This window comes from Labilibaculum sp. K2S, from assembly GCF_030372765.1.
Lineage (GTDB): Bacteria > Bacteroidota > Bacteroidia > Bacteroidales > Marinifilaceae > Labilibaculum.
Window position 1 is genome coordinate 13,285 of the sequence record NZ_JAUCMW010000002.1, and the last position, 18,598, is coordinate 31,882.

17 protein-coding genes are annotated in these 18,598 nt (G+C 35.8%); 13 read left to right on the plus strand and 4 right to left on the minus strand.

Features of this window, described 5'->3' with window-relative positions; genetic code table 11:
- Positions 1-792 precede the first annotated feature (792 nt).
- Complete coding sequence (locus QUH73_RS02965; protein WP_289528991.1) at positions 793-1,023, minus strand: hypothetical protein; 231 nt, start codon at positions 1,021-1,023, stop codon at positions 793-795.
- Positions 1,024-1,375: 352 nt separating this feature from the next.
- Here QUH73_RS02965 and QUH73_RS02970 point away from each other — a divergent pair, with 352 nt between their 5' ends.
- Positions 1,376-2,119, plus strand: a complete 744-nt coding sequence (locus QUH73_RS02970) for a DUF6261 family protein (RefSeq protein WP_289528992.1) — start codon at positions 1,376-1,378, stop codon at positions 2,117-2,119.
- Positions 2,120-2,296: 177 nt separating this feature from the next.
- Here QUH73_RS02970 and QUH73_RS02975 read toward each other — a convergent pair whose 3' ends face one another.
- Positions 2,297-3,733, minus strand: coding sequence for a sodium:solute symporter (locus QUH73_RS02975; RefSeq protein ID WP_289528993.1), 1,437 nt, complete (start codon positions 3,731-3,733; stop codon positions 2,297-2,299).
- A gap of 121 nt (positions 3,734-3,854) precedes the next feature.
- On the opposite strand from QUH73_RS02975, the gene recR reads away from it, so the two are divergent.
- The 4 genes from recR to QUH73_RS02995 all read left to right on the plus strand — a co-directional run bounded on the left by recR (position 3,855) and on the right by QUH73_RS02995 (position 9,836).
- Positions 3,855-4,478: a recombination mediator RecR gene (gene recR / locus QUH73_RS02980; protein WP_124992329.1), complete on the plus strand. Its 624-nt coding sequence runs from the start codon at positions 3,855-3,857 to the stop codon at positions 4,476-4,478.
- A gap of 207 nt (positions 4,479-4,685) precedes the next feature.
- Complete coding sequence (locus QUH73_RS02985) at positions 4,686-6,005, plus strand: dihydrolipoamide acetyltransferase family protein (RefSeq protein WP_289528994.1); 1,320 nt, start codon at positions 4,686-4,688, stop codon at positions 6,003-6,005.
- A 326-nt stretch (positions 6,006-6,331) separates the two neighbouring features.
- Complete coding sequence (locus QUH73_RS02990) at positions 6,332-9,298, plus strand: hypothetical protein (protein ID WP_289528995.1); 2,967 nt, start codon at positions 6,332-6,334, stop codon at positions 9,296-9,298.
- Positions 9,288-9,836 (plus strand): GNAT family N-acetyltransferase, encoded by a 549-nt coding sequence (locus tag QUH73_RS02995; protein ID WP_289528996.1) that lies wholly within the window; start codon positions 9,288-9,290, stop codon positions 9,834-9,836. The genes QUH73_RS02990 and QUH73_RS02995 overlap by 11 nt, the downstream gene beginning before the upstream one ends.
- Here the strand turns inward: QUH73_RS02995 and QUH73_RS03000 are convergent.
- Positions 9,817-10,281 carry a type I restriction enzyme HsdR N-terminal domain-containing protein gene (locus QUH73_RS03000; RefSeq protein ID WP_289528997.1) on the minus strand — a complete coding sequence of 155 codons (465 nt, stop codon included), beginning with the start codon at positions 10,279-10,281 and terminating at the stop codon, positions 9,817-9,819. The two genes, QUH73_RS02995 and QUH73_RS03000, sit on opposite strands and share 20 nt — an antisense overlap.
- A 63-nt stretch (positions 10,282-10,344) precedes the next feature.
- Between QUH73_RS03000 and QUH73_RS03005 the strand changes: the two genes are divergently transcribed.
- Genes QUH73_RS03005 through QUH73_RS03040 form a run of 8 tightly spaced genes read left to right on the plus strand, consistent with a single transcriptional unit; the run spans position 10,345 to position 17,878 of the window.
- A complete protein-coding gene (locus tag QUH73_RS03005; protein WP_289528998.1) occupies positions 10,345-11,115 on the plus strand; it encodes an AMP nucleosidase in 771 nt (256 codons plus the stop codon).
- A gap of 11 nt (positions 11,116-11,126) precedes the next feature.
- Positions 11,127-12,128 carry a DNA polymerase III subunit delta gene (holA, locus tag QUH73_RS03010; protein WP_289528999.1) on the plus strand — a complete coding sequence of 334 codons (1,002 nt, stop codon included), beginning with the start codon at positions 11,127-11,129 and terminating at the stop codon, positions 12,126-12,128.
- 53 nt (positions 12,129-12,181) lie between these two features.
- Entirely contained in the window at positions 12,182-12,856 is a 675-nt protein-coding gene (locus QUH73_RS03015; RefSeq protein ID WP_289529000.1) for a gliding motility-associated C-terminal domain-containing protein, read from the plus strand.
- A 2-nt stretch (positions 12,857-12,858) separates the two neighbouring features.
- Complete coding sequence (locus QUH73_RS03020) at positions 12,859-13,812, plus strand: PorP/SprF family type IX secretion system membrane protein (RefSeq protein ID WP_289529001.1); 954 nt, start codon at positions 12,859-12,861, stop codon at positions 13,810-13,812.
- A gap of 4 nt (positions 13,813-13,816) precedes the next feature.
- Positions 13,817-15,901, plus strand: coding sequence for an OmpA family protein (locus tag QUH73_RS03025; RefSeq protein ID WP_289529002.1), 2,085 nt, complete (start codon positions 13,817-13,819; stop codon positions 15,899-15,901).
- 10 nt (positions 15,902-15,911) lie between these two features.
- Positions 15,912-16,517: a rhomboid family intramembrane serine protease gene (locus tag QUH73_RS03030; RefSeq protein ID WP_289529003.1), complete on the plus strand. Its 606-nt coding sequence runs from the start codon at positions 15,912-15,914 to the stop codon at positions 16,515-16,517.
- Positions 16,518-16,520: 3 nt separating this feature from the next.
- A complete protein-coding gene (locus tag QUH73_RS03035; protein WP_289529004.1) occupies positions 16,521-17,018 on the plus strand; it encodes a D-glycero-alpha-D-manno-heptose-1,7-bisphosphate 7-phosphatase in 498 nt (165 codons plus the stop codon).
- Positions 17,019-17,020: 2 nt separating this feature from the next.
- On the plus strand, positions 17,021-17,878 hold the full coding sequence (locus tag QUH73_RS03040; RefSeq protein ID WP_289529005.1) for an aminotransferase class IV: 858 nt from the start codon (positions 17,021-17,023) through the stop codon (positions 17,876-17,878).
- A 20-nt stretch (positions 17,879-17,898) separates the two neighbouring features.
- Here the strand turns inward: QUH73_RS03040 and QUH73_RS03045 are convergent, their stop codons facing one another.
- Positions 17,899-18,492 (minus strand): YqgE/AlgH family protein, encoded by a 594-nt coding sequence (locus QUH73_RS03045; RefSeq protein WP_289529006.1) that lies wholly within the window; start codon positions 18,490-18,492, stop codon positions 17,899-17,901.
- Between the last annotated feature and the right edge of the window lie 106 nt (positions 18,493-18,598).

The following is an 18,598-nucleotide window of genomic DNA, read 5'->3' on the forward strand; positions in this document are numbered from 1 at the left end:
TCTCCCCAGCCCTCTCCTGAAGGCGAGGGAGTTTTGACAATCCTTTTCAAAAAAAACGAAGCTGTTTTCTCTTCTCCTTTAGGAGAAGGATAGGATGAGGTATTGGGATAATTCTTAAACCTCTCCCCAGCCCTCTCCTGAAGGCGAGGGAGTTTTGACAATCCTTTTCAAAAAAAAACGAAGCTGTTTTCTCTTCTCCTTTAGGAGAAGGATAGGATGAGGTCTGTGGAAGAGATGTGTTTTTAATGCCCCGGCTGAAGCAGGGGACAAAGGAAAAAGACCGAATCATTGTCATTCTGAGCGGAGCCGAAAAATCCATTCATTAATAGGAGATGTTTCGACAAGCTCAACATAAAAATATTTAATGATTCAAATATGCTGTTGAATGTTGACTTATTTAAATTCTTTTCATCCATTTCCCTAATTTTAAATTATAGCACAAAGGCAAAGAAAACAAGTTTATTAAACCGAAGATAAAATTGAGTGATGGCTAGAGCACTCATGTTTTATACATTGATAATAATTGTTGTCTCATCATTTCTCATTCAACCTTACATCATACAGTATTTCCCCCAACACAATCCCAAATCTACCAAATTATATTCACCCAACCCACACCTAAATAATCAAAACACAAAAACTTATCCACATGTATCTTCCACCATAAACCTCTTTGCAAGCAAAAATCATAATTCACAATTGCACTCTATTTATAAAGCTTAAATTCTCACTCCCCCGTCTGAATTCAAAATAACAGCTCTCTATTGCACCCAACACATCCGCCCTGCAAAACTAAGGTGCCGAAAAGCTGTTCAACGAGGCTGTTGGCAGCAAATCGAAGGCGAAATTGGCCTTCAACCACACGGTATCGTTAAATTTAAGGGGCAACAAGCTGTTTTTCGCATGTGTAAAGAAGATTTGAGAGGCAGAATCGGTAAAAACCTCATCTGCAAAGGCAAAAACGAGAGGCAAACTGCTGTTTTTCGCGTATAGAATCACTTTCTCAACACAAAATTGGGGCAAACAGCCCCGTTGAGCATCTTTTCAACTGTTAAATTAGCAAGCGCCGGATGTCGGAAGTGCTTATTTGTCTTAAAAAAATGGATTAACAGGCTGAAAAGGAGGCTATGGGAAGAGAAATCATGCAAACAATCCCATCGAACGAGTCGTTCATGGTAAACAGATCTGCTTTACATTAAAAATGACAAAAATCTCACAAGATAGAAATTAATGCAAAATAAATAAAGTGTCAAACCTGCCAAGTTTAAAAATAGGCACTTAGCATAAATTAATTAACCAATTACACTTATTGTTTATCAATATTTTTCTAAATTAAGCCTCGTTTAGTCCAAAATCGAATTAAAACTTGAATATTATGAACCAAAAAATTTTTCATTACTGCAACACGTCCGAAATAAGTACGGTTGCAACCAATCTTTTAATTGCTTTTTCGAAAGGCGATTGGAGTGCAGATACGGCTTTAAGCCGCATTCTTGCAAAGCTGGGTATCGAAAATGAGATTTTCACGAAATCGATTCGTTTCTCGAAGAGTGGTACGCAGCCAAAAATCCTTCATGAAAAAGATGAGATTGCAGACCAATTGTTTATCTGCACCAAGCTGTTTATTTGGGCAAACTTGCATGCTCCCGAAAAAGACATCGCCGAAAAGGCAGAGCTCATTTGGAATGTTTTCGATGCGCACAATCTGAACCTGCACCGCCAGAGCTACGAAAGTCAGATGGCCTTAACAAAATCATTAACCGAGAGCATCAACCATCCTGATGTAAGACCTTCTTTAGACGGTTTGACGGGTGTCTCCTCTCGTTTTGACGCTTTTGCCACTGCTTCGGAAGATTTCAGAAGTACTTTTGTAGAATTCCAACAATCTGTTGCTGGCTTAGAAAAGGTGACTCCTGCATCGACTCAAAAAAATGTGATCCGTAAAATTATTAACGATCAGCTAACTGCTTATCTGGATAGCATGGCGCTTGCTCTTCCTGAAAAGTACGATGCAATTAATCATGTAATTGCACAGCACATCGAAAGCATTAATACCAAAGCCCGCGCACGCAAAACCCGACATACCGCCACCGAACCGGAGCTGAACATTACAGAATAACGAATTATTATTTGGACTAAAAGGAAAGAAGGAACGGATTTGATCTGTTCCTTTTTTTGTGACTATTAGAGAATACCTCTCCCCAACCCTCTCCTGAAGGAGAGGGAGTTTAAAAACCGAAGCTGTTTTCCCTTCTCCTTTAGGAGAAGGATAGGATGAGGTATCAGAACAAATAAATTATTTCCTTCGCACCAAGCACAATCCTAAAAAGGTTAGCGCCCCGTTAATCATCAGCAATTCAAACCCGATGGCAATTCCAAACCAATCCACCGAATTATCTTTTAGGATGTAACAGATTATCGGTGATAAAATGGCAACAACAGGTACTAAATTATCTTTCACCTGCAGTTTGGTAAACAAGCCAAATGCATACAATCCCAACAAAGGACCGTAGGTGTAGCCGGCAATGGTAAAAATGGCAGCAATTACCGAATCGTCGTTAATGGCACGGAATATCAATATCACAACAAGTAAGAGCAGCGAAAACAAAACATGCGACCGGAATCTTAATTTTCTGGTTCGTTCTTCATCATTTTCGTCTGCACCTAAAATATCAACCGTAAAAGATGTTGTTAATGCTGTTAATGCCGAATCGGCGCTCGAATAAGCGGCCGCCATCAGTCCAATTAAAAAGAACAAGCTAACCACGGGTCCCAAATGCTGCGTTGCCAATATCGGGAACAAATCATCTCCCCGTTCAGGAATTGCAATGCCTTCGTGCTGGGCAAAAATCAGCAGCAAAGCACCCAAAATCAGAAATAATAAGTTCGCCGGAATAAAAGCAAAGCCATACCAATACATGTTCTTTTTGGCTTCGCCCAGATTTTTACAACTCAGGTTTTTCTGCATCATGTCCTGATCCAAACCGGTCATTACAATGGTAATGAAAGCTCCGGTGAAAAATTGCTTGAAGAAGTTCTGCTTGCTTTGCCAATCACCAAACTCAAAAACTTTTGAATAATCGCTTTCGCTGATGGTGTTGGCTAAACCAGTGATATCCATATTTAGTTTATCCATGATCAGGTAAATACTGATACCTACCGCCAAAAGCATAAAGAGAGTTTGAAGTGTATCGGTCCAGACAATGGTTTTTATTCCACCCTTAAAAGTGTACAGCCAAATCAGCAATATGGTAATTAAAACAGTTACAAAAAATGGAATGTTCCAGGCATCAAAAACCGTAATCTGCAGCACATTTGCCATTAAAAACAATCGAAAGGAAGCCCCAATGGTTCTGGATAGTAAAAAGAAGGATGCTCCGGTTTTATAGGCAGTTTTGCCAAAGCGACCATCCAAATAAGAATAAATTGAGGTGAGATTTAGCTTGTAATAAAGTGGCAGCAGAATGTTGGCCACAACTACATAACCCAGCATGTAACCAAACACCATCTGCATGTAGGTAAAATCGATGGACTTTACCCATCCCGGAACCGAGATGAAAGTAACGCCGGAAAGCGATGCTCCCACCATACCGAACGCCACCACATACCACGGCGATTGTTTGTTGCCAACAAAGAAAGCCTTATTATCGGCCTTTCGACCCGTAAAATAAGATATGAGCAGCAAAAGGAAAAAATACCCAACTACAACAAGCAGAATAGAAACTGGTGACACAGGCTGAATTTTAAAATGCAGATCAAAAATACACAAACCTAGCAGGTTTCGAAAACCTCACAGGTTTAAATTCAATTCTAAATTGTTACTTTTGGGGTAGACTAAAGAATCGATCGTAAAAATGAGTTACACCAATTTCCCTTCCAAGCTTCTTGAGAATGCTGTTGCTGAGTTTTCAAAACTTCCCGGTATAGGAAGAAAAACGGCATTGCGCCTTGTTTTGCATTTACTAAACCAACCCAAGGAAGATGTAAATCTTTTCGGTTCATCCATCATCCAATTGCGCAATGAAATTAAGCATTGCAATTCCTGCTTCAACATCTCCGACACTTCTTTGTGCGACATTTGTGCCAACCCAAAGCGCGATCATGAAACCATTTGTGTGGTAGAAAGCATCCGCGATGTAATGTCAATTGAAAGAACACAGCAATTTAATGGGATTTACCATGTTTTGGGTGGAATTATCTCCCCCATGGATGGAATTGGTCCCAGCGATCTAAAAATTGAGCCATTAATTCAGAAAGTAAGCGAAGGCAAAGCAAAGGAGATTATTTTAGCTTTGAGTACTACCATGGAAGGAGATACAACCAACTTTTACCTCTATAAAAAACTAAACAAATTTAAAGTGCCCATAACAACCATTGCAAGAGGCGTTTCCATTGGCGATGAGTTGGAGTATACCGATGAAATTACACTGGGAAGATCAATATTACACAGAACCCTGTTCGATCAGAATTTACAATAACCAATTAGTAATTAGATAAAGTTCGGAGTTCCGCAATTCAAGAACAAGTTTATTGAATACTTGAAACTTGATCCTTGCAACTTTTTACTTAATCCTTGTCACTTGAAATAATCCCTTTTCGGATGTGTTTGTCCGTTTCTGTAATTTTATTAATTTCGTGTAGTATTTAGACTAAATAAACACAATCAAAAAAAACACAACGCTAACATGGCTAAAATAGAAATCCTGATTCCCGCAATGGGTGAAGGAATCACAGAAGCAACAATTACTCAATTTCTTAAAAAAGTTGGTGATTTTGTTGAAGAAGAAGACCCAATCATAGAAATTGCAACCGATAAAGTTGATTCAGAAATTCCCGCTCCTAAAGCAGGTAAAATCGTAAAATTCCTTTTTAATGAAGGTGACACTCCTAAAGTGGGAGATGTAGTTGCCATTTTAGCAACCGAAGGAGAAGAAACAGATACTGAAAATATAGAAGAAAGCCCAATACAGAAAGAACAGGAACTAATATCAGAAGATTTTGCAGCACCTGTTCTTTTAGAAACAATAGCTCCTCAAATCAGCAATAAAACTGAAGGTGGTACTTTTATTTCTCCTTTGGTGAGAACAATTGCCAGGACTGAAAATATCACCACCGATGAATTAAACCAAATTCCAGGTACAGGAGAAGCCGGCAGAATCACGAAAAAAGACATTCTTCAATATCTGGAAGATAAAAAATCACAACCAACCCAATTGAGTCCTGCTGAACCAATTGTTGCTCCAATTGGTTCGGGATCATCTGCTGTAGTGGCAGCTCACAAAAGCTACGAAGGCGAAAATGTTGAGATCATTGAAATGGATCGTATGCGCAAACTAATTGCACAATACATGCTCAGTTCAAAACAGATCTCTCCTCACGTAACTTCCTTTATTGATGTTGATGTTACCGGTTTGGTAAATTGGAGAAATAAAGTAAAAGATGAATTCCTGAAAAAGGAAAATCAGAAACTGACCTTCACTCCTATTTTTGTTGAAGCGGTTACCAGTGCATTAAAAGATTACCCAATGGTTAATGTTTCTGTTGATGGTGATCGGATTATTCGTAAAAAATATATCAATATCGGAATGGCAACGGCTCTTCCGAGTGGCAACTTAATTGTTCCGGTTATTAAAGCAACCGATGAATTAAACCTGATTGGTATCACCACAAAAGTAAATGATCTGGCTGAGCGGGCAAGAAACAACAAACTTCAGCCCGACGAAATAAAAGGCAGTACCTTTACCATCACCAACCTTGGCGCATTTGGAAGCACCACAGGAACGCCAATTATTAACCAACCAGAGGTAGCAATTCTTGCGGTTGGCGCCATAAAAAAGAAGCCGGCTGTAATTGAGACTCCTCATGGAGATACAATCGGCATCCGACAAATTATGGTTTTATCCCTTTCGTATGACCATAGAGTTGTTGATGGAGCTCTTGGAGGTATGTTTCTGAAAAGAATTGCTGAAAACTTAGAAAATTTCGACATGAAAAGAACAATTTAGGGTCTTTAAAATAGAAAAAAAAAGCCATTGAATCCACTTCAATGGCTTTTTTATGTCAATTCCTTGACCATTACTCAAAACATCAAACAAAATTATTTATTTTGTATAGTATAAACGTATAACATTGACTACTTTAGCAACAATTTAAAAATGGCAGAGAAAGTTGTGAGTTTTTATTAACAATTCTGCTTTTTTATTACATTTGTTATTGGAGTTTGACCCTTATCTACTATATTTAGTTATTGTTAATTAATTTAAACCATATAACCTGTTCAACAGCCCATAAACTGAACAAAAAGACACCTTTTGCGCTAAAGGTTTTTTTTATGGTTCTTATCTCTGTTTTAATAGGGATAACTAACTCTCACTCTCTTTTTGCTTCTCCTAAACAGCAAAAAATTAAATCGAAAAGGCAATATCAAATCGCAGAAAAATTTCTGGACAATCGAAACTATTCAAAAGCAGCCCTCATTTACAAAGAGTTACTTGATGAGTCCTCCCGAAATGCTGATCTAAATTTCAAACTAGGATTGTGCTATTTGAACATTATTTCAGAAAAAGAAAAATCTGTTGACCTGTTAGAAAAGGCTATTCAATACACCAGCTCAAAAAACAATGTTTCGATGGATGTATACTTCAATTTGGCTAAAGCATATCATGCCAATTACCAATTTAAAGAAGCCCTAAAAGTTTACAAGGATTTATTACAGATCATTTCACCTCAGAATACATCCTTTAGAAATGATATTCAGCGCAATATTCAGATGTGTAAAAATGGTATTGAATTGATGAAAAACCCGGTAAACATCTCCATCATCAATCTGGGAAATAAAATAAACACCGAATTTTCTGAACATAGCCCGGGAGTTACTGCTGATGAAAGCACCATGGTTTTCACTTCCAGGAGAAACGGTACCGGAAGCAAAATTGATTCTGACGGTCAATATTTCGAAGATATCTATATCACCCACCGCATCAATGGAATTTGGTCAGATCCGGTTGGAATTGCAAAACTAAATACAAACGATCACGATGCCTCCATCTCCATTTCGGCTGATGGACAAGAACTTTACATTTACAAAGCCGGCTATGTTAACAGCCGGGAATCCGAAGGCGGAGATATTTATAGAAGCAGGCTGAATGGCAATGAGTGGAGCGAACCTGAAAAACTGGCTCCTGTTATTAACTCATCAAGTAAGGAAAGTCATATTTCAATTTCGGCTGATAACAGAACAATATTCTTTTCCAGTAATCGTCCGGGCGGATTTGGCGGCATGGATGTTTACACCGTTACCAAACTTCCGAACGGCAAATGGGGGCGCGCAAAAAATCTGGGACCTGCTATCAATACTGAATATGATGACGATGCTCCCTTCATTCACCCCGATGGAAAAACCTTATATTTTAGTTCTGCCGGACATAAAACGATGGGAGGATTGGATATTTTCAAAAGTGTAAACATCAAAGGTCGCTGGACTACACCGGTTAATGTCGGTTATCCAATTAATTCAACAGATGATGATATTTATTACACTCCAACACCCGATGGTAAAAGAGCGTATTTTGCTTCCTACCGAAAAGGAAGCTTTGGAAGAACGGACATCTTTTTAATCAAAACTCCTGACGAAAATACAGCAGGACTATTTGTACTAAAAGGAAAAGTTATCAATTCGAGTGGCAACGTGGTTTTAAATTCTAAAATCACAGTAAGTAAAGATGGAAATGTAATTGGAATTTATACACCAAATGCCGCAACGGGTAAATTCCTGTTTATTGTTGATGCCGGTAAAAAATACGATATCGAAATTGTAGCTGAAGGTTACAGAACCCTTCGTACTGTTTTAAATATCCCACCCGAATTCGCAAATAAAGAAAATCACAGTGTTATTACCCTGCTTCCGTTAACATTGAGAACCAAGGATGAACCGGACTATCCAAACACTTTGGAACTGATCGATTTGGATGAAAGTAAACTAAGTGAAATTGGTTCACTTCCTCTTGGCAAAGATTCTATTCCTGAAGATAAAAAGTTCATGACTCCTGAAGTTACCAGTGATACAATCAGTGCAAATGAAGAAGGTAAAATCGATTCTGTTGTACCGGCCGAAATTAAAAAGGATATAGTAAGTGCAAAAGACAAATCTGGTATTGCCGCTATTCTTCCTAAAACAAATCTGATTCCAATAAAAAATCCGGTAACAATACAGGAAGTGAAAAAAGACGAACCAACTGAAAATATTGATAGCGAGGAGCAAAACAACTTAGTTAAAAAATCAATCATTAGTGCCCAAGACTCAAAAGTTGAGATATTGGATTCCGGTAATTTAGCATTCACATTGGATTTAGGGAATTTTAATTCTCCGCAACCAGAACTTTTTGAAAGCCTTGATGGTGTGAAAGAGACCATTGGTCCGGACAAGAAATACCACTACACCTACGGTAAGTTCAAAGATTATAAGAAAGCAGCTAAAGCTCAAAAGGATATTGTTTCTAAAGGATTCACAGCTTCGAAAATTAAAATTTTATCGAATGATAATTTAATTAAAGAACAAACTGGTGGAGAAACCTATTACACCATTCAAATAATGGCACTGAAACTATACGTTGAAGCAGACTTTTTTGATAATCTGGATAATGTAAAAGCTTTCCGCGGAGGCGATGGCTTTACCCGATATACCTATAAAAAATACACCTCGTATCAGAAGGCAGTTACCGAAATGAACAGATTGATTCGAATGGGATATTGGGATGCATTTGTTCGTACTGTGATCAACGGTCAATTGCTGTATTCCGGAATGAAATATTCCGAAAAAGACACCTACACCATTCAGGTAATGGCGCTTCGAAATCCTAAACCCTTATCTTTCTTTGCTGATTTGGGTAATGTTACTGTCTTCTCTGATGTGAATGGATTGTATCGCTATACCTATCGAACATATCAAAATAAAGGTGCGGCTGTTAATGATTTAGGATATGTTCTTAAAAGAGGCTACTGGGATGCTTTTGTAAGGAAATCTCTTTCGGGAGAACATGTATTGAATTTCAATACTAATGAAGCAGACAACTTCTACACGATTCAGGTAATGGCGCTTCGAAACGCCAGATCTCTTTCTTACTTTAACAACTTAGGAACTGACAGTCTTCAGATTTACGAGGGAAACGATGGTTTATCCAGATATACTTTTCAAAAATATTCATCATTGGAAAAAGCAAAAAGCAGGCTTTCCACAGTGACGAAAAAAGGTTATCTTGATGCTTTCACAAGGGAAATTAAATGGTATAATGAACACTAATATGCAAATCCTTGAAGGCAAAAGTATTCGATTACGGGCTCTTGAACCAACCGATTTAAAACTTCTCTACAAATGGGAGAATGACTCTACTATCTGGGAAGTCAGTCATACCTTAAAACCATTTTCAATTTTTATTCTGAAACAATATCTGGAATCATCGCATCTGGATATTTTTGAGACCAAACAACTCCGCTTGGTCATTGAATTAATTGAAACAAATACACCAATAGGCTTAATAGATCTTTTTGATTTTGATCCATTTCACCAAAGAGCAGGGATTGGAATCTTAATAAATGAGACAGAAAACAAGAACAAGGGATTTGCTTCGGAAGCCTTACAAATCTTATGCAATTATGCATTTAGTACTTTACAGGTTCATCAGCTGTACTGCAATATTACAGCTTCCAATGAAGTTAGTCTTCGCTTGTTTACCAAACAAGGATTTGAAATTATTGGGAACAAAAAAGATTGGATCCGTTCGAAAAACGGCTGGATAGATGAGTACAGCTTACAAAAGATTAATCCTGCAAATCCTTAATGCTTTCATAAACAGGAATCTCAGAAATAAATTTAAAACTCTTTTTGTTATAATCCATTTGGCAGCAGTAATGCTGTAAACCATTGGTGACAACCAAAAAAGGAACTCTCAGTTTCATATTGTAACGTGCAATTTGATTGAAAACATCCTGAGTTATCTTCACCTTAACCGATTTGCATTCAACAATCATAACAGGTTGTGCATTGTTATTATACAAAACAATATCGCTTCGTTGAGGAAGAAGATTAACATCCACTTTCTTTTCAATTGCAATTAAAGAACCCGGATACCTCTTTTCATTCACCAAATATTGAATGAAATTTTGCCTGACCCACTCTTCAGGAGTCAATACCACATACTTCTTTCGAATACTGTCAAAAATTAGTTTTCTTTGCAGTTCAGATTTTATTTTAAAGGAATAAGTTGGTAAATTTAAGTTTTCCATAAAATTGGTGTAATAGCCTATAAAGGTAGAAGATTATTCCTGATATTTAATGACCAAACCTACATGAAAACAAAAGAGGAAATTGTAAAAAACTGGTTGACCAGATATACCGGCAGAGAACTCGCTGATTTTAGTCCATATATACTTCTAACTAATTTTAATCACTATGTTGAGCTGTTCGCTGAATGGCACAATGTTGAAATTCTAGGCGAAGACAAAGCAATGCCAAACGCATCGGCCGAAAACATTACCATAATTAATTTTGGTATCGGGAGTCCAAATGCCGCAACCATTTTAGATTTACTAAGTGCTATTAAACCGAAAGGGGTTCTTTTTTTAGGCAAATGCGGAGGTTTAAAGCGCAAAAATAAACTTGGCGACCTAATCCTGCCAATTGCAGCAATTCGAAGTGAAGGAACCTCTAATGACTATCTGCCTGCAGAAGTCCCTTCTCTACCAGCATTTAGTCTTCAAAGAGCCGTTTCTCAAGTCATTTCTGATCGAAACAGAGACTATTACACGGGAACAGTTTTCACTACAAATAAGCGGGTATGGGAATACGACGAACGTTTCAAGAAATACCTGTCAAAAACTAGAGCCATGGCAATTGATATGGAAACGGCAACAATATTTACCGTTGGCTTTTATAATGGAATTCCCACAGGAGCTTTGCTTTTAGTTTCTGATCAACCAATGATTTCTGATGGAATAAAAACAAATGAAAGTGATGCCAGTGTGACACTTAATTTTGTAGAAGAACATATCCGCATAGGCATTGAATCGCTAAAAGAAATCATGCACAATAAACAGTCTGTAAAACACTTACGCTTCTAACACAAAAACTTATGACATTTGAGGATATCCTTAAAAGCTTAAAAAAGAAAGAATACGCTCCGGTTTATTTTTTGATGGGAGAAGAAAGTTTTTTTATTGATCAAATTACGGATTACATTATTGAAAATGCACTGAATGAATCTGATAAAGATTTTAATCAAACAATATTGTATGGTAAAGATACTGATATTGGAACCATAGTAACAACGGCCCGAAGATTTCCAATGATGGCTGAAAAACAATTGGTTGTGGTTCGGGAAGCTCAAAACATAAAAAACATTGATCAACTTTTATCCTACGTTCAAAATCCATTGCATTCAACAATACTGGTAATTAATTACAAATATAAATCTTTAGATAAAAGAAAAAGCTTTACAAAAGAAGTTGACAAGACCGGAATCTTATTTGAATCGAAAAAAATTTATGAAAATCAAGTTCCCGATTGGATAAAAAATTACACCAGTAAACAAGGATATCAAATTGATTCAAAAGCTTGCTTTTTGCTTGCTGAATTTTTAGGCAACGATTTAGGTAAAATTACCAACGCTATTGATAAATTAACCATAAATGTCAATGAAACCAAAACAATATCGCCTGGCGATATTGAAAAAAACATTGGGATATCTAAAGATTTTAACAACTTTGAATTACAAAATGCATTGGGCAAAAAAGACGTTTTTAGAGCCAATCAAATCATAAACTATTTCGCCACGAATGAAAAAAATAATCCAATGGTTGTAACCATTGCCTTATTACACTCGTATTTCTCAAAAGTTTTAAAGTATTATTTTATCAAAAATAAAACTAATGATAAAATGGTAGCGACTACTTTACAAATTAATCCTTATTTTGTAAGAGACTATAAACTGGCAGCAAAAAATTATAACCCAAAAAAACTAGTTGCTATAATTGCACTGCTGCGGGAATATGATCTTAAATCGAAAGGAATTGGAGATGTAAGTACGAAACATGGAGATTTATTAAAAGAATTAATCTTTAAAATTCTTCATTAAAATATTGATTAATAAAACATTGACAAAAATTAAGTTGTACATAAATCCCAACTATGAGATTTTATCTACCCATTTGCCTACTTACTATACTAATTTGCTTAAACTTCTCAGTAAGTTTTGGACAAATTTCTCCTGTTGCACAAAACGATACGGTTTCAATAACCAATAAAAACGTTGCAAACGAAGTTGTATATATTGAAGTTGATTTTTTACAAAATGACAAATTTTCTGATGTTGATGGACTTGAGATTTCAATCTTAAATCAAACTGACCAATATGGAAAAATGCATTTAATAGAAAACAACACCTTAATGATTTACTATCCTTATGAAAATTCATTTGGTACGGATACAATTCGTTATCAAATTTGCAATGAAAATAAAAAGTGCAGTAAAGCATTGGTTATCGTAAATGTTTTAGATCCAAATCAGGTTGAACTTTTAATCCCATCCTCTTTTACACCTAACAATGATGGAACCAATGAAAAATTTTTCATTAAAGGAATAGAGAAATATCCTGAAAATGAATTTATCGTATTTTCCAGATGGGGAACAAAGGTTTTTGAAAAACGGAATTATTCGAATGACGATGCTTGGGATGGTGGTTACAATAAGGCCGGTGTAAAATTAGGCCCTGGTGATAAACTTCCCAAAGGCACCTATTTCTTTAAGTTGATTATTAAAGACAAAGAGTATGTGAAAAGTGGATATATTGTTATTAAGTACTGATAATGAATCGTATATTGAAATCCTCTATTCTCTTTATATTCGTTCTTTTGTGTTCTGTAAACTTACAGGCTCAGGAAGAAATCCGCTTTTCAAATCATAAATACAACCGTCTTTTTTACAATCCTGCTTATGCAGGTAACACCGGATTTATGGAGGCTGTTCTCGCCTACCGAAACCAATGGGTAGGAGTCGAAGGCTCGCCGGAAACTTCAATGGTTTCTTTTCAGGCTCCCATAAACTACACCAATTCCGGCTTAGGTGCTGTAGCCTACAACAACAAATTTGGAATTCAATCGGATATTGCAGTCTTTTTAAATTATGCCTATCAAATTCAAATCAACCGTAAAGGAAAATTATCAATGGGATTGCAGGCTGGTTTCATTAATAAACAAGTTAATTGGACTGAATTGACTTTTTATGATCCCAATCCAAGCAGTCCTAATGATGCAATAATCCCTGACAACAATATATCAACATGGGTTCCTAATTTTGGTCTGGGCTTTTACTACTACACCCCCGAGTACTATTTCAGCCTTTCAATTCCAAGATTACTTTCGAACAATCAACCTTCAACGGAAGGAATATCAAATAATGTAAGTTTTGATTCGAAATCCCTTTTCTATTATTTAGGTGCAGGAGTTACGTTACCAATTAACCGGGAAATTAATTTCTCTCCTTCGGTTCTATTTGTTGGTTCGCATAAAACCTCGAATTTAATAAATGTGAACTTCGATTTTATACACGATAGCGGTGTTTCTGTTGGTGCTGGTTACAGAAGTGATGGCACCTGGGCCGGTTTACTTGGTTATCAACTTACTCAAAAACTAAGATTTTCATACTCTTATGAAAAATCTTTCGGAAATTATCCCACAAAAGGCTATACAAATCATGAAATAATATTAAATTACAATTTATCATTACGTAAAAGCCAGATTACATCACCCAGATATTTCTAGTAATATGAATAGAAGTCGAATCTTACATTTTTTGTTAATTATTGTATTTGTTCTGACAGGTGTTTCTGCATCTTTAGCTCAAGATCAGCAAGTACAAAAAGGCGATCGTTTGTACGATAACAAAGAGTTTGCTGCAGCAACTTACTACTACGAAAAATACCTCGAGAATTCTGAAGATATTAAAATAAAGAGAAAACTTGCTGATTGTTATCTTCAAACACAAAAAGATACAGAAGCAAATTATTTACTAGAGAATATTGTAGCTAGTGGGAAAGCCAATGCTGAAGATTATCTGCATTATGCAAATCTCTTAAAAAGAGTTCGCAACTATGAAAAAGCAAAAGTTTTTTTCAAAAAATATGCCGAATTAAAACCTGAAGATAGTAACATAAGTAAATTGATCCTTTCCTGTGATTTAATTAAGGAATTACAAGATGATCAATTGTACTCCATAAAATCACTTTCAATTAACTCTCCCCAGTCCGATTTTGCATCTGCTTTTTATAAAAACGGGATTGTTTTTGTTTCCGGACGAAAAAATAATACTTCGAAGCAAATTGATGGCAGAAGTGGAGAATACTTTTTGGATATGTATTTTTCAGAAAAATTGGGAGATGATTTTTTAACCCCTGAATCCTTTTCTGATGATTTTAATACTAAATATCATGAAGGGCCAGCCTGCTTTAGTTCCAATGAAAAATTTATTTTCTTCACCCGAAACAAAGGAACTTTGAATCTGGAAGGGAAGTCAGAATTAAATATTTACACTTCAAGACACAACGGTACAGACTGGGATAAGGCTGAAATATTCCAATTTTCAGGTCAGACTTATTCCATGGGACATCCAAGTATTTCCCCCGACGGAAGACATCTTTATTTTATTTCGAATATGGCTGGTGGCTACGGAGGCACAGATATTTATGTTTGCCGAAAGTCTGGATTTAGCTGGAGTAGACCGATTAACTGTGGTCCTACCATTAATACTGACGGCAACGAAATGTTTCCGTTTATTGCCGAAGATGGCTATTTATATTTTGCTTCGGACGGTCATATCGGTTTCGGGGGGTTAGATATTTTTAAATCCATTTTTGAGCAAAACGAATGGACGTATCCTGTTAATTTGGGTCCTCCTTTCAATTCTTCAAAAGATGATTTTGGATATCTGATCAGGAAAAACAAAGAAGTTGGTTATTTCTCTTCCAACAGGAATGGAAGCGATGATATTTTTGAGTTCAGACAGAATCCGGGAAAAATACAAAATCTACGTGGTCGGTTACTTGCGAGTAACAATAAGAGTGCTTTAAAAGATGTTGAGGTTATTCTTATGGATAATTTATCCAAGGAGAAATCAACCAAAACAGACGAAAACGGGCTTTTTTCGTTTGATATTTTTAAAGGCAAAAATTACAGTTTAATTGTTAGTAAACCCGGTTACAAAATAAAACGAATTCTCTATTTTGCTCCCGACGAACAAACATCTCCCAAACAATTAAATATTTCTATGGATACAACTCATTGGGTTCAATTCAAGGGAAATATCATAGATCAATTTTCTGCTCGTGCTGTTGAAGAAGCCTCAATTCAGATAATTAACCAGACTTACAAGAGTAATTCATTCTGTGTAACTGATAAATATGGAGATTTTGAACAAGAAATTGATCCTTCAAAAGCTTACAATATCATTATCCAAAAAGATGGTTATTTTACCAAAGTAATCAATAATTACCAGTATCAATCGGCAAAATTTGAGCAAATCGAACTTCAAAAATTCTCTACCAATCAGGATATGGAACTGTACGGAGTAGAGTACGATCCGGGTTCATGGGAATTAAAAGAAAATACAATACTGGAGTTGAACAATTTAGCCGGTCTTTTGAAGGTAAATCCACACATTTCTATTGAAATTAATGGATTTACAAATCTTGATAAAGGAAAAAAAGAAAACAACATAATTTGTGAAAAAAGAGCAAAAACAGCTTCTGAATATATAATTTCCAAAGGCATAACTCCAAATCGCATTCAATACAAATCAGCCGGGTACAATTCGGGCAGATCAGCTTTAGTTGTAAAATTGACTGAAGCATTTTAATCTATAAACAATGACTATAATAATAATTGCCATTACTGTTTTGATATCATACGCAGCCTTTAATAAGGTTGAATTATTGTATAAATACCAGTTTAATGCTTACCAAATACTTAAAAGAAATCAATGGTATCGAATATTTACCTATGGCTTTCTTCATGCTAATTGGGATCATTTATTGGTGAATATGGTTGTTCTTTTCTTCTTTGGGAGAGTACTGGAAACTTATTTCAACTACTATTTTGGAGCTATGGCGGTTCTTTATTTTATTCTTTTGTATGTTGGCGCCATTGTATTTTCTACTCTTTACGATTTAAGAAAACATCGTGATAATTATCATTACAATGCTGTTGGTGCCTCGGGTGCTACTTCTGCAGTAGTTTTTGCGGCTATTTTCTTTGCTCCTTTAGAAAACATTTATTTCATGTTTTTTATTCCGATTCCAGGAATTATTTTTGCCTTAGGCTATTTGTACTATTCGTACTACATGAGCAAGAAAAATTTAGACAACATTGGTCACAACGCCCATTTCTACGGAGCTCTTTTCGGATTTCTATTTCCGATCCTTATTAAACCCCAATTATTCTCCTTATTTTTGCAGCAGATTCTCAATTTTTAGAACATGCAAAAAGCCCTTTTCCTTGATCGTGATGGTGTTATAAACTCCGACGAAGGACATTATTATATTTACAAAACCGAAGATTTTAAAATTAATGAAGGCATTATACCTTCCCTGAAAAAAATTTCGGAGGCTGGATATATTTTATTCATAGTAACAAATCAAGGCGGTATTGCCAAAGGAATCTATTCTGAATCTGATGTGGAGATACTTCATAAACATTTACTTTCTGTTTTAGAAAAGAAAAATATCCATATAAAACAGATTTACTTCTGCCCTCATCACGAAAGTATAGCAAAGTGTGATTGCCGGAAACCAAGTCCTTTTTTCATAAAAAAAGCCATTGCCGATTTTAATATTGATGCTTCCAAATCCTATATGATCGGAGATAGTCCCAGAGATATTCAGGCTGCAGAAGCTGCCGGAATTAAAGGAATAAAAATTAAATCCAATGAAAACATTAGTATTTATTGTGATCAGATAGTAAAGGGAGAAATATAAAAATGAATACAACTGAAAAAATATGTTTAGATGGTAAACTATACCCCAAAGATGAATTACTTTTTGGAGCAGGGAATCGTGCCTTCCGTTATGGTGATTCACTTTTCGAGACCATTCATGCTAATGGAACTGAAATTCAGTTTCTTCCAGAACATCTTAATCGGTTAACTAATGGAATGGACTGTTTGGGTATGACTATTCCTCATGGATTCCGTGAAAAAATTAAAACAGATATCACCTTTTTAATCCATAAAAATAAAGCCTTCGCAGGCACAAGAATTCGACTGAGCGTTTTTCGAAAAGATGGTGGATTGTACACACCAACGGATAATTCTATTTCCTACCTGATAGAGACTTCGCCTTTGGATCATGATCATTACTTACTAAACCGAAAAGGGCTAAAAGTTGGAATTTATGAGGAAATGAGGAAATCTCTCAATCTCACATCGAGATTTAAGACCGGAAATTCACTGCCATTTATTCTGGCTGCAAACTATCGTAAAAAAATGAATTGGGATGATTGTATTCTACTTAATGATAGAGGAAATATTGTTGAAAGTATCAGTTCAAATCTGTTTTTAATGAAAGATGGGATTTTAATGACTCCTTCGAATGAGAATGGTGGTGTTTCCGGAATTATGAGAGAACAAGTTATTGAAACAGCAATAGATTTAAACATTACTGTTTTTGATGATTGCGTTTTAAATCCTGAAAATCTTTTGGTTGCCGATGAAATATTCCTAACCAATGCAATTAGTGGTATTCAGTGGGTTGTTGCTTATCAGGAAAGACGGTATTTTAATAAAACAGCTAAACTTTTAATTGAGGAATTAAACCGAAGAGCATTTAATGAGAGATAAATCCGAATTTAACTAAACAACTAATTCATACCCGGGTTTTCGGGGAAATTAGACCACATTTTATATCGTCCTCCCATACGTCGCAAGGATTTTGCCCACAATTTTTCGTTGTTGCAACTCATTATTTCCTGAACATCAAGCTGACTAACCAACCATGAATTTTCATTAATTTCATCACTTAGCTGTCCTGTGCTCCAACCGGAATAACCTGCAAAAAACCGAACCTGTTCAGGACGAACTGCCTTTTGTTCAATCAAGTCCTTTAAAATTCCAAAATCACCTCCCCAGTACAGGTTTTCGAATATATGAATGCTATTCGGAATTAAACCGGGTATTGTGTGAAGAAAATAAATTCGATTTGTATCAACCGGACCTCCTATAAAAACATCACCTTCGAAATGCGCAATATTAATCAGCACCTCATCAATAGTTAAATTAACTGGCTTATTAAGAACAAAACCAACTGCACCATTCTGGTTACATTCAACCAATAAAACAAGAGATCGTTTAAAGTAACGACCTTCCAAAAAAGGTTCAGCAATCAGCACTTTTCCCTTTTCTGGATTAATTTTGTTCTTTCCAACTCCAAAAAAATCTGATGTCTCGTCCACCATACTCCCAATTGTTTATACTTCCAAAATAACCAATTTTACTGAGTAAAAAAAGAATTTTATTATTTAGGAATATACCTTGCCTAATTAATTTAATTAGCATAAAGAT

Coding starts and splice junctions, on each gene's coding strand:
- QUH73_RS03030 (WP_289529003.1), top strand. CDS start 15,912: ATGACTATAATAATAATTGCCATTACTGTTTTGATATCATACGCAGCC.
- QUH73_RS03045 (WP_289529006.1), bottom strand. CDS start 18,492: ATGGTGGACGAGACATCAGATTTTTTTGGAGTTGGAAAGAACAAAATT.
- QUH73_RS02985 (WP_289528994.1), top strand. CDS start 4,686: ATGGCTAAAATAGAAATCCTGATTCCCGCAATGGGTGAAGGAATCACA.
- QUH73_RS03035 (WP_289529004.1), top strand. CDS start 16,521: ATGCAAAAAGCCCTTTTCCTTGATCGTGATGGTGTTATAAACTCCGAC.
- recR (WP_124992329.1), top strand. CDS start 3,855: ATGAGTTACACCAATTTCCCTTCCAAGCTTCTTGAGAATGCTGTTGCT.
- QUH73_RS03040 (WP_289529005.1), top strand. CDS start 17,021: ATGAATACAACTGAAAAAATATGTTTAGATGGTAAACTATACCCCAAA.
- QUH73_RS02970 (WP_289528992.1), top strand. CDS start 1,376: ATGAACCAAAAAATTTTTCATTACTGCAACACGTCCGAAATAAGTACG.
- QUH73_RS03005 (WP_289528998.1), top strand. CDS start 10,345: ATGAAAACAAAAGAGGAAATTGTAAAAAACTGGTTGACCAGATATACC.
- QUH73_RS03025 (WP_289529002.1), top strand. CDS start 13,817: ATGAATAGAAGTCGAATCTTACATTTTTTGTTAATTATTGTATTTGTT.
- QUH73_RS03015 (WP_289529000.1), top strand. CDS start 12,182: ATGAGATTTTATCTACCCATTTGCCTACTTACTATACTAATTTGCTTA.
- QUH73_RS02990 (WP_289528995.1), top strand. CDS start 6,332: ATGGTTCTTATCTCTGTTTTAATAGGGATAACTAACTCTCACTCTCTT.
- QUH73_RS03020 (WP_289529001.1), top strand. CDS start 12,859: ATGAATCGTATATTGAAATCCTCTATTCTCTTTATATTCGTTCTTTTG.
- QUH73_RS03000 (WP_289528997.1), bottom strand. CDS start 10,281: ATGGAAAACTTAAATTTACCAACTTATTCCTTTAAAATAAAATCTGAA.
- holA (WP_289528999.1), top strand. CDS start 11,127: ATGACATTTGAGGATATCCTTAAAAGCTTAAAAAAGAAAGAATACGCT.
- QUH73_RS02995 (WP_289528996.1), top strand. CDS start 9,288: ATGAACACTAATATGCAAATCCTTGAAGGCAAAAGTATTCGATTACGG.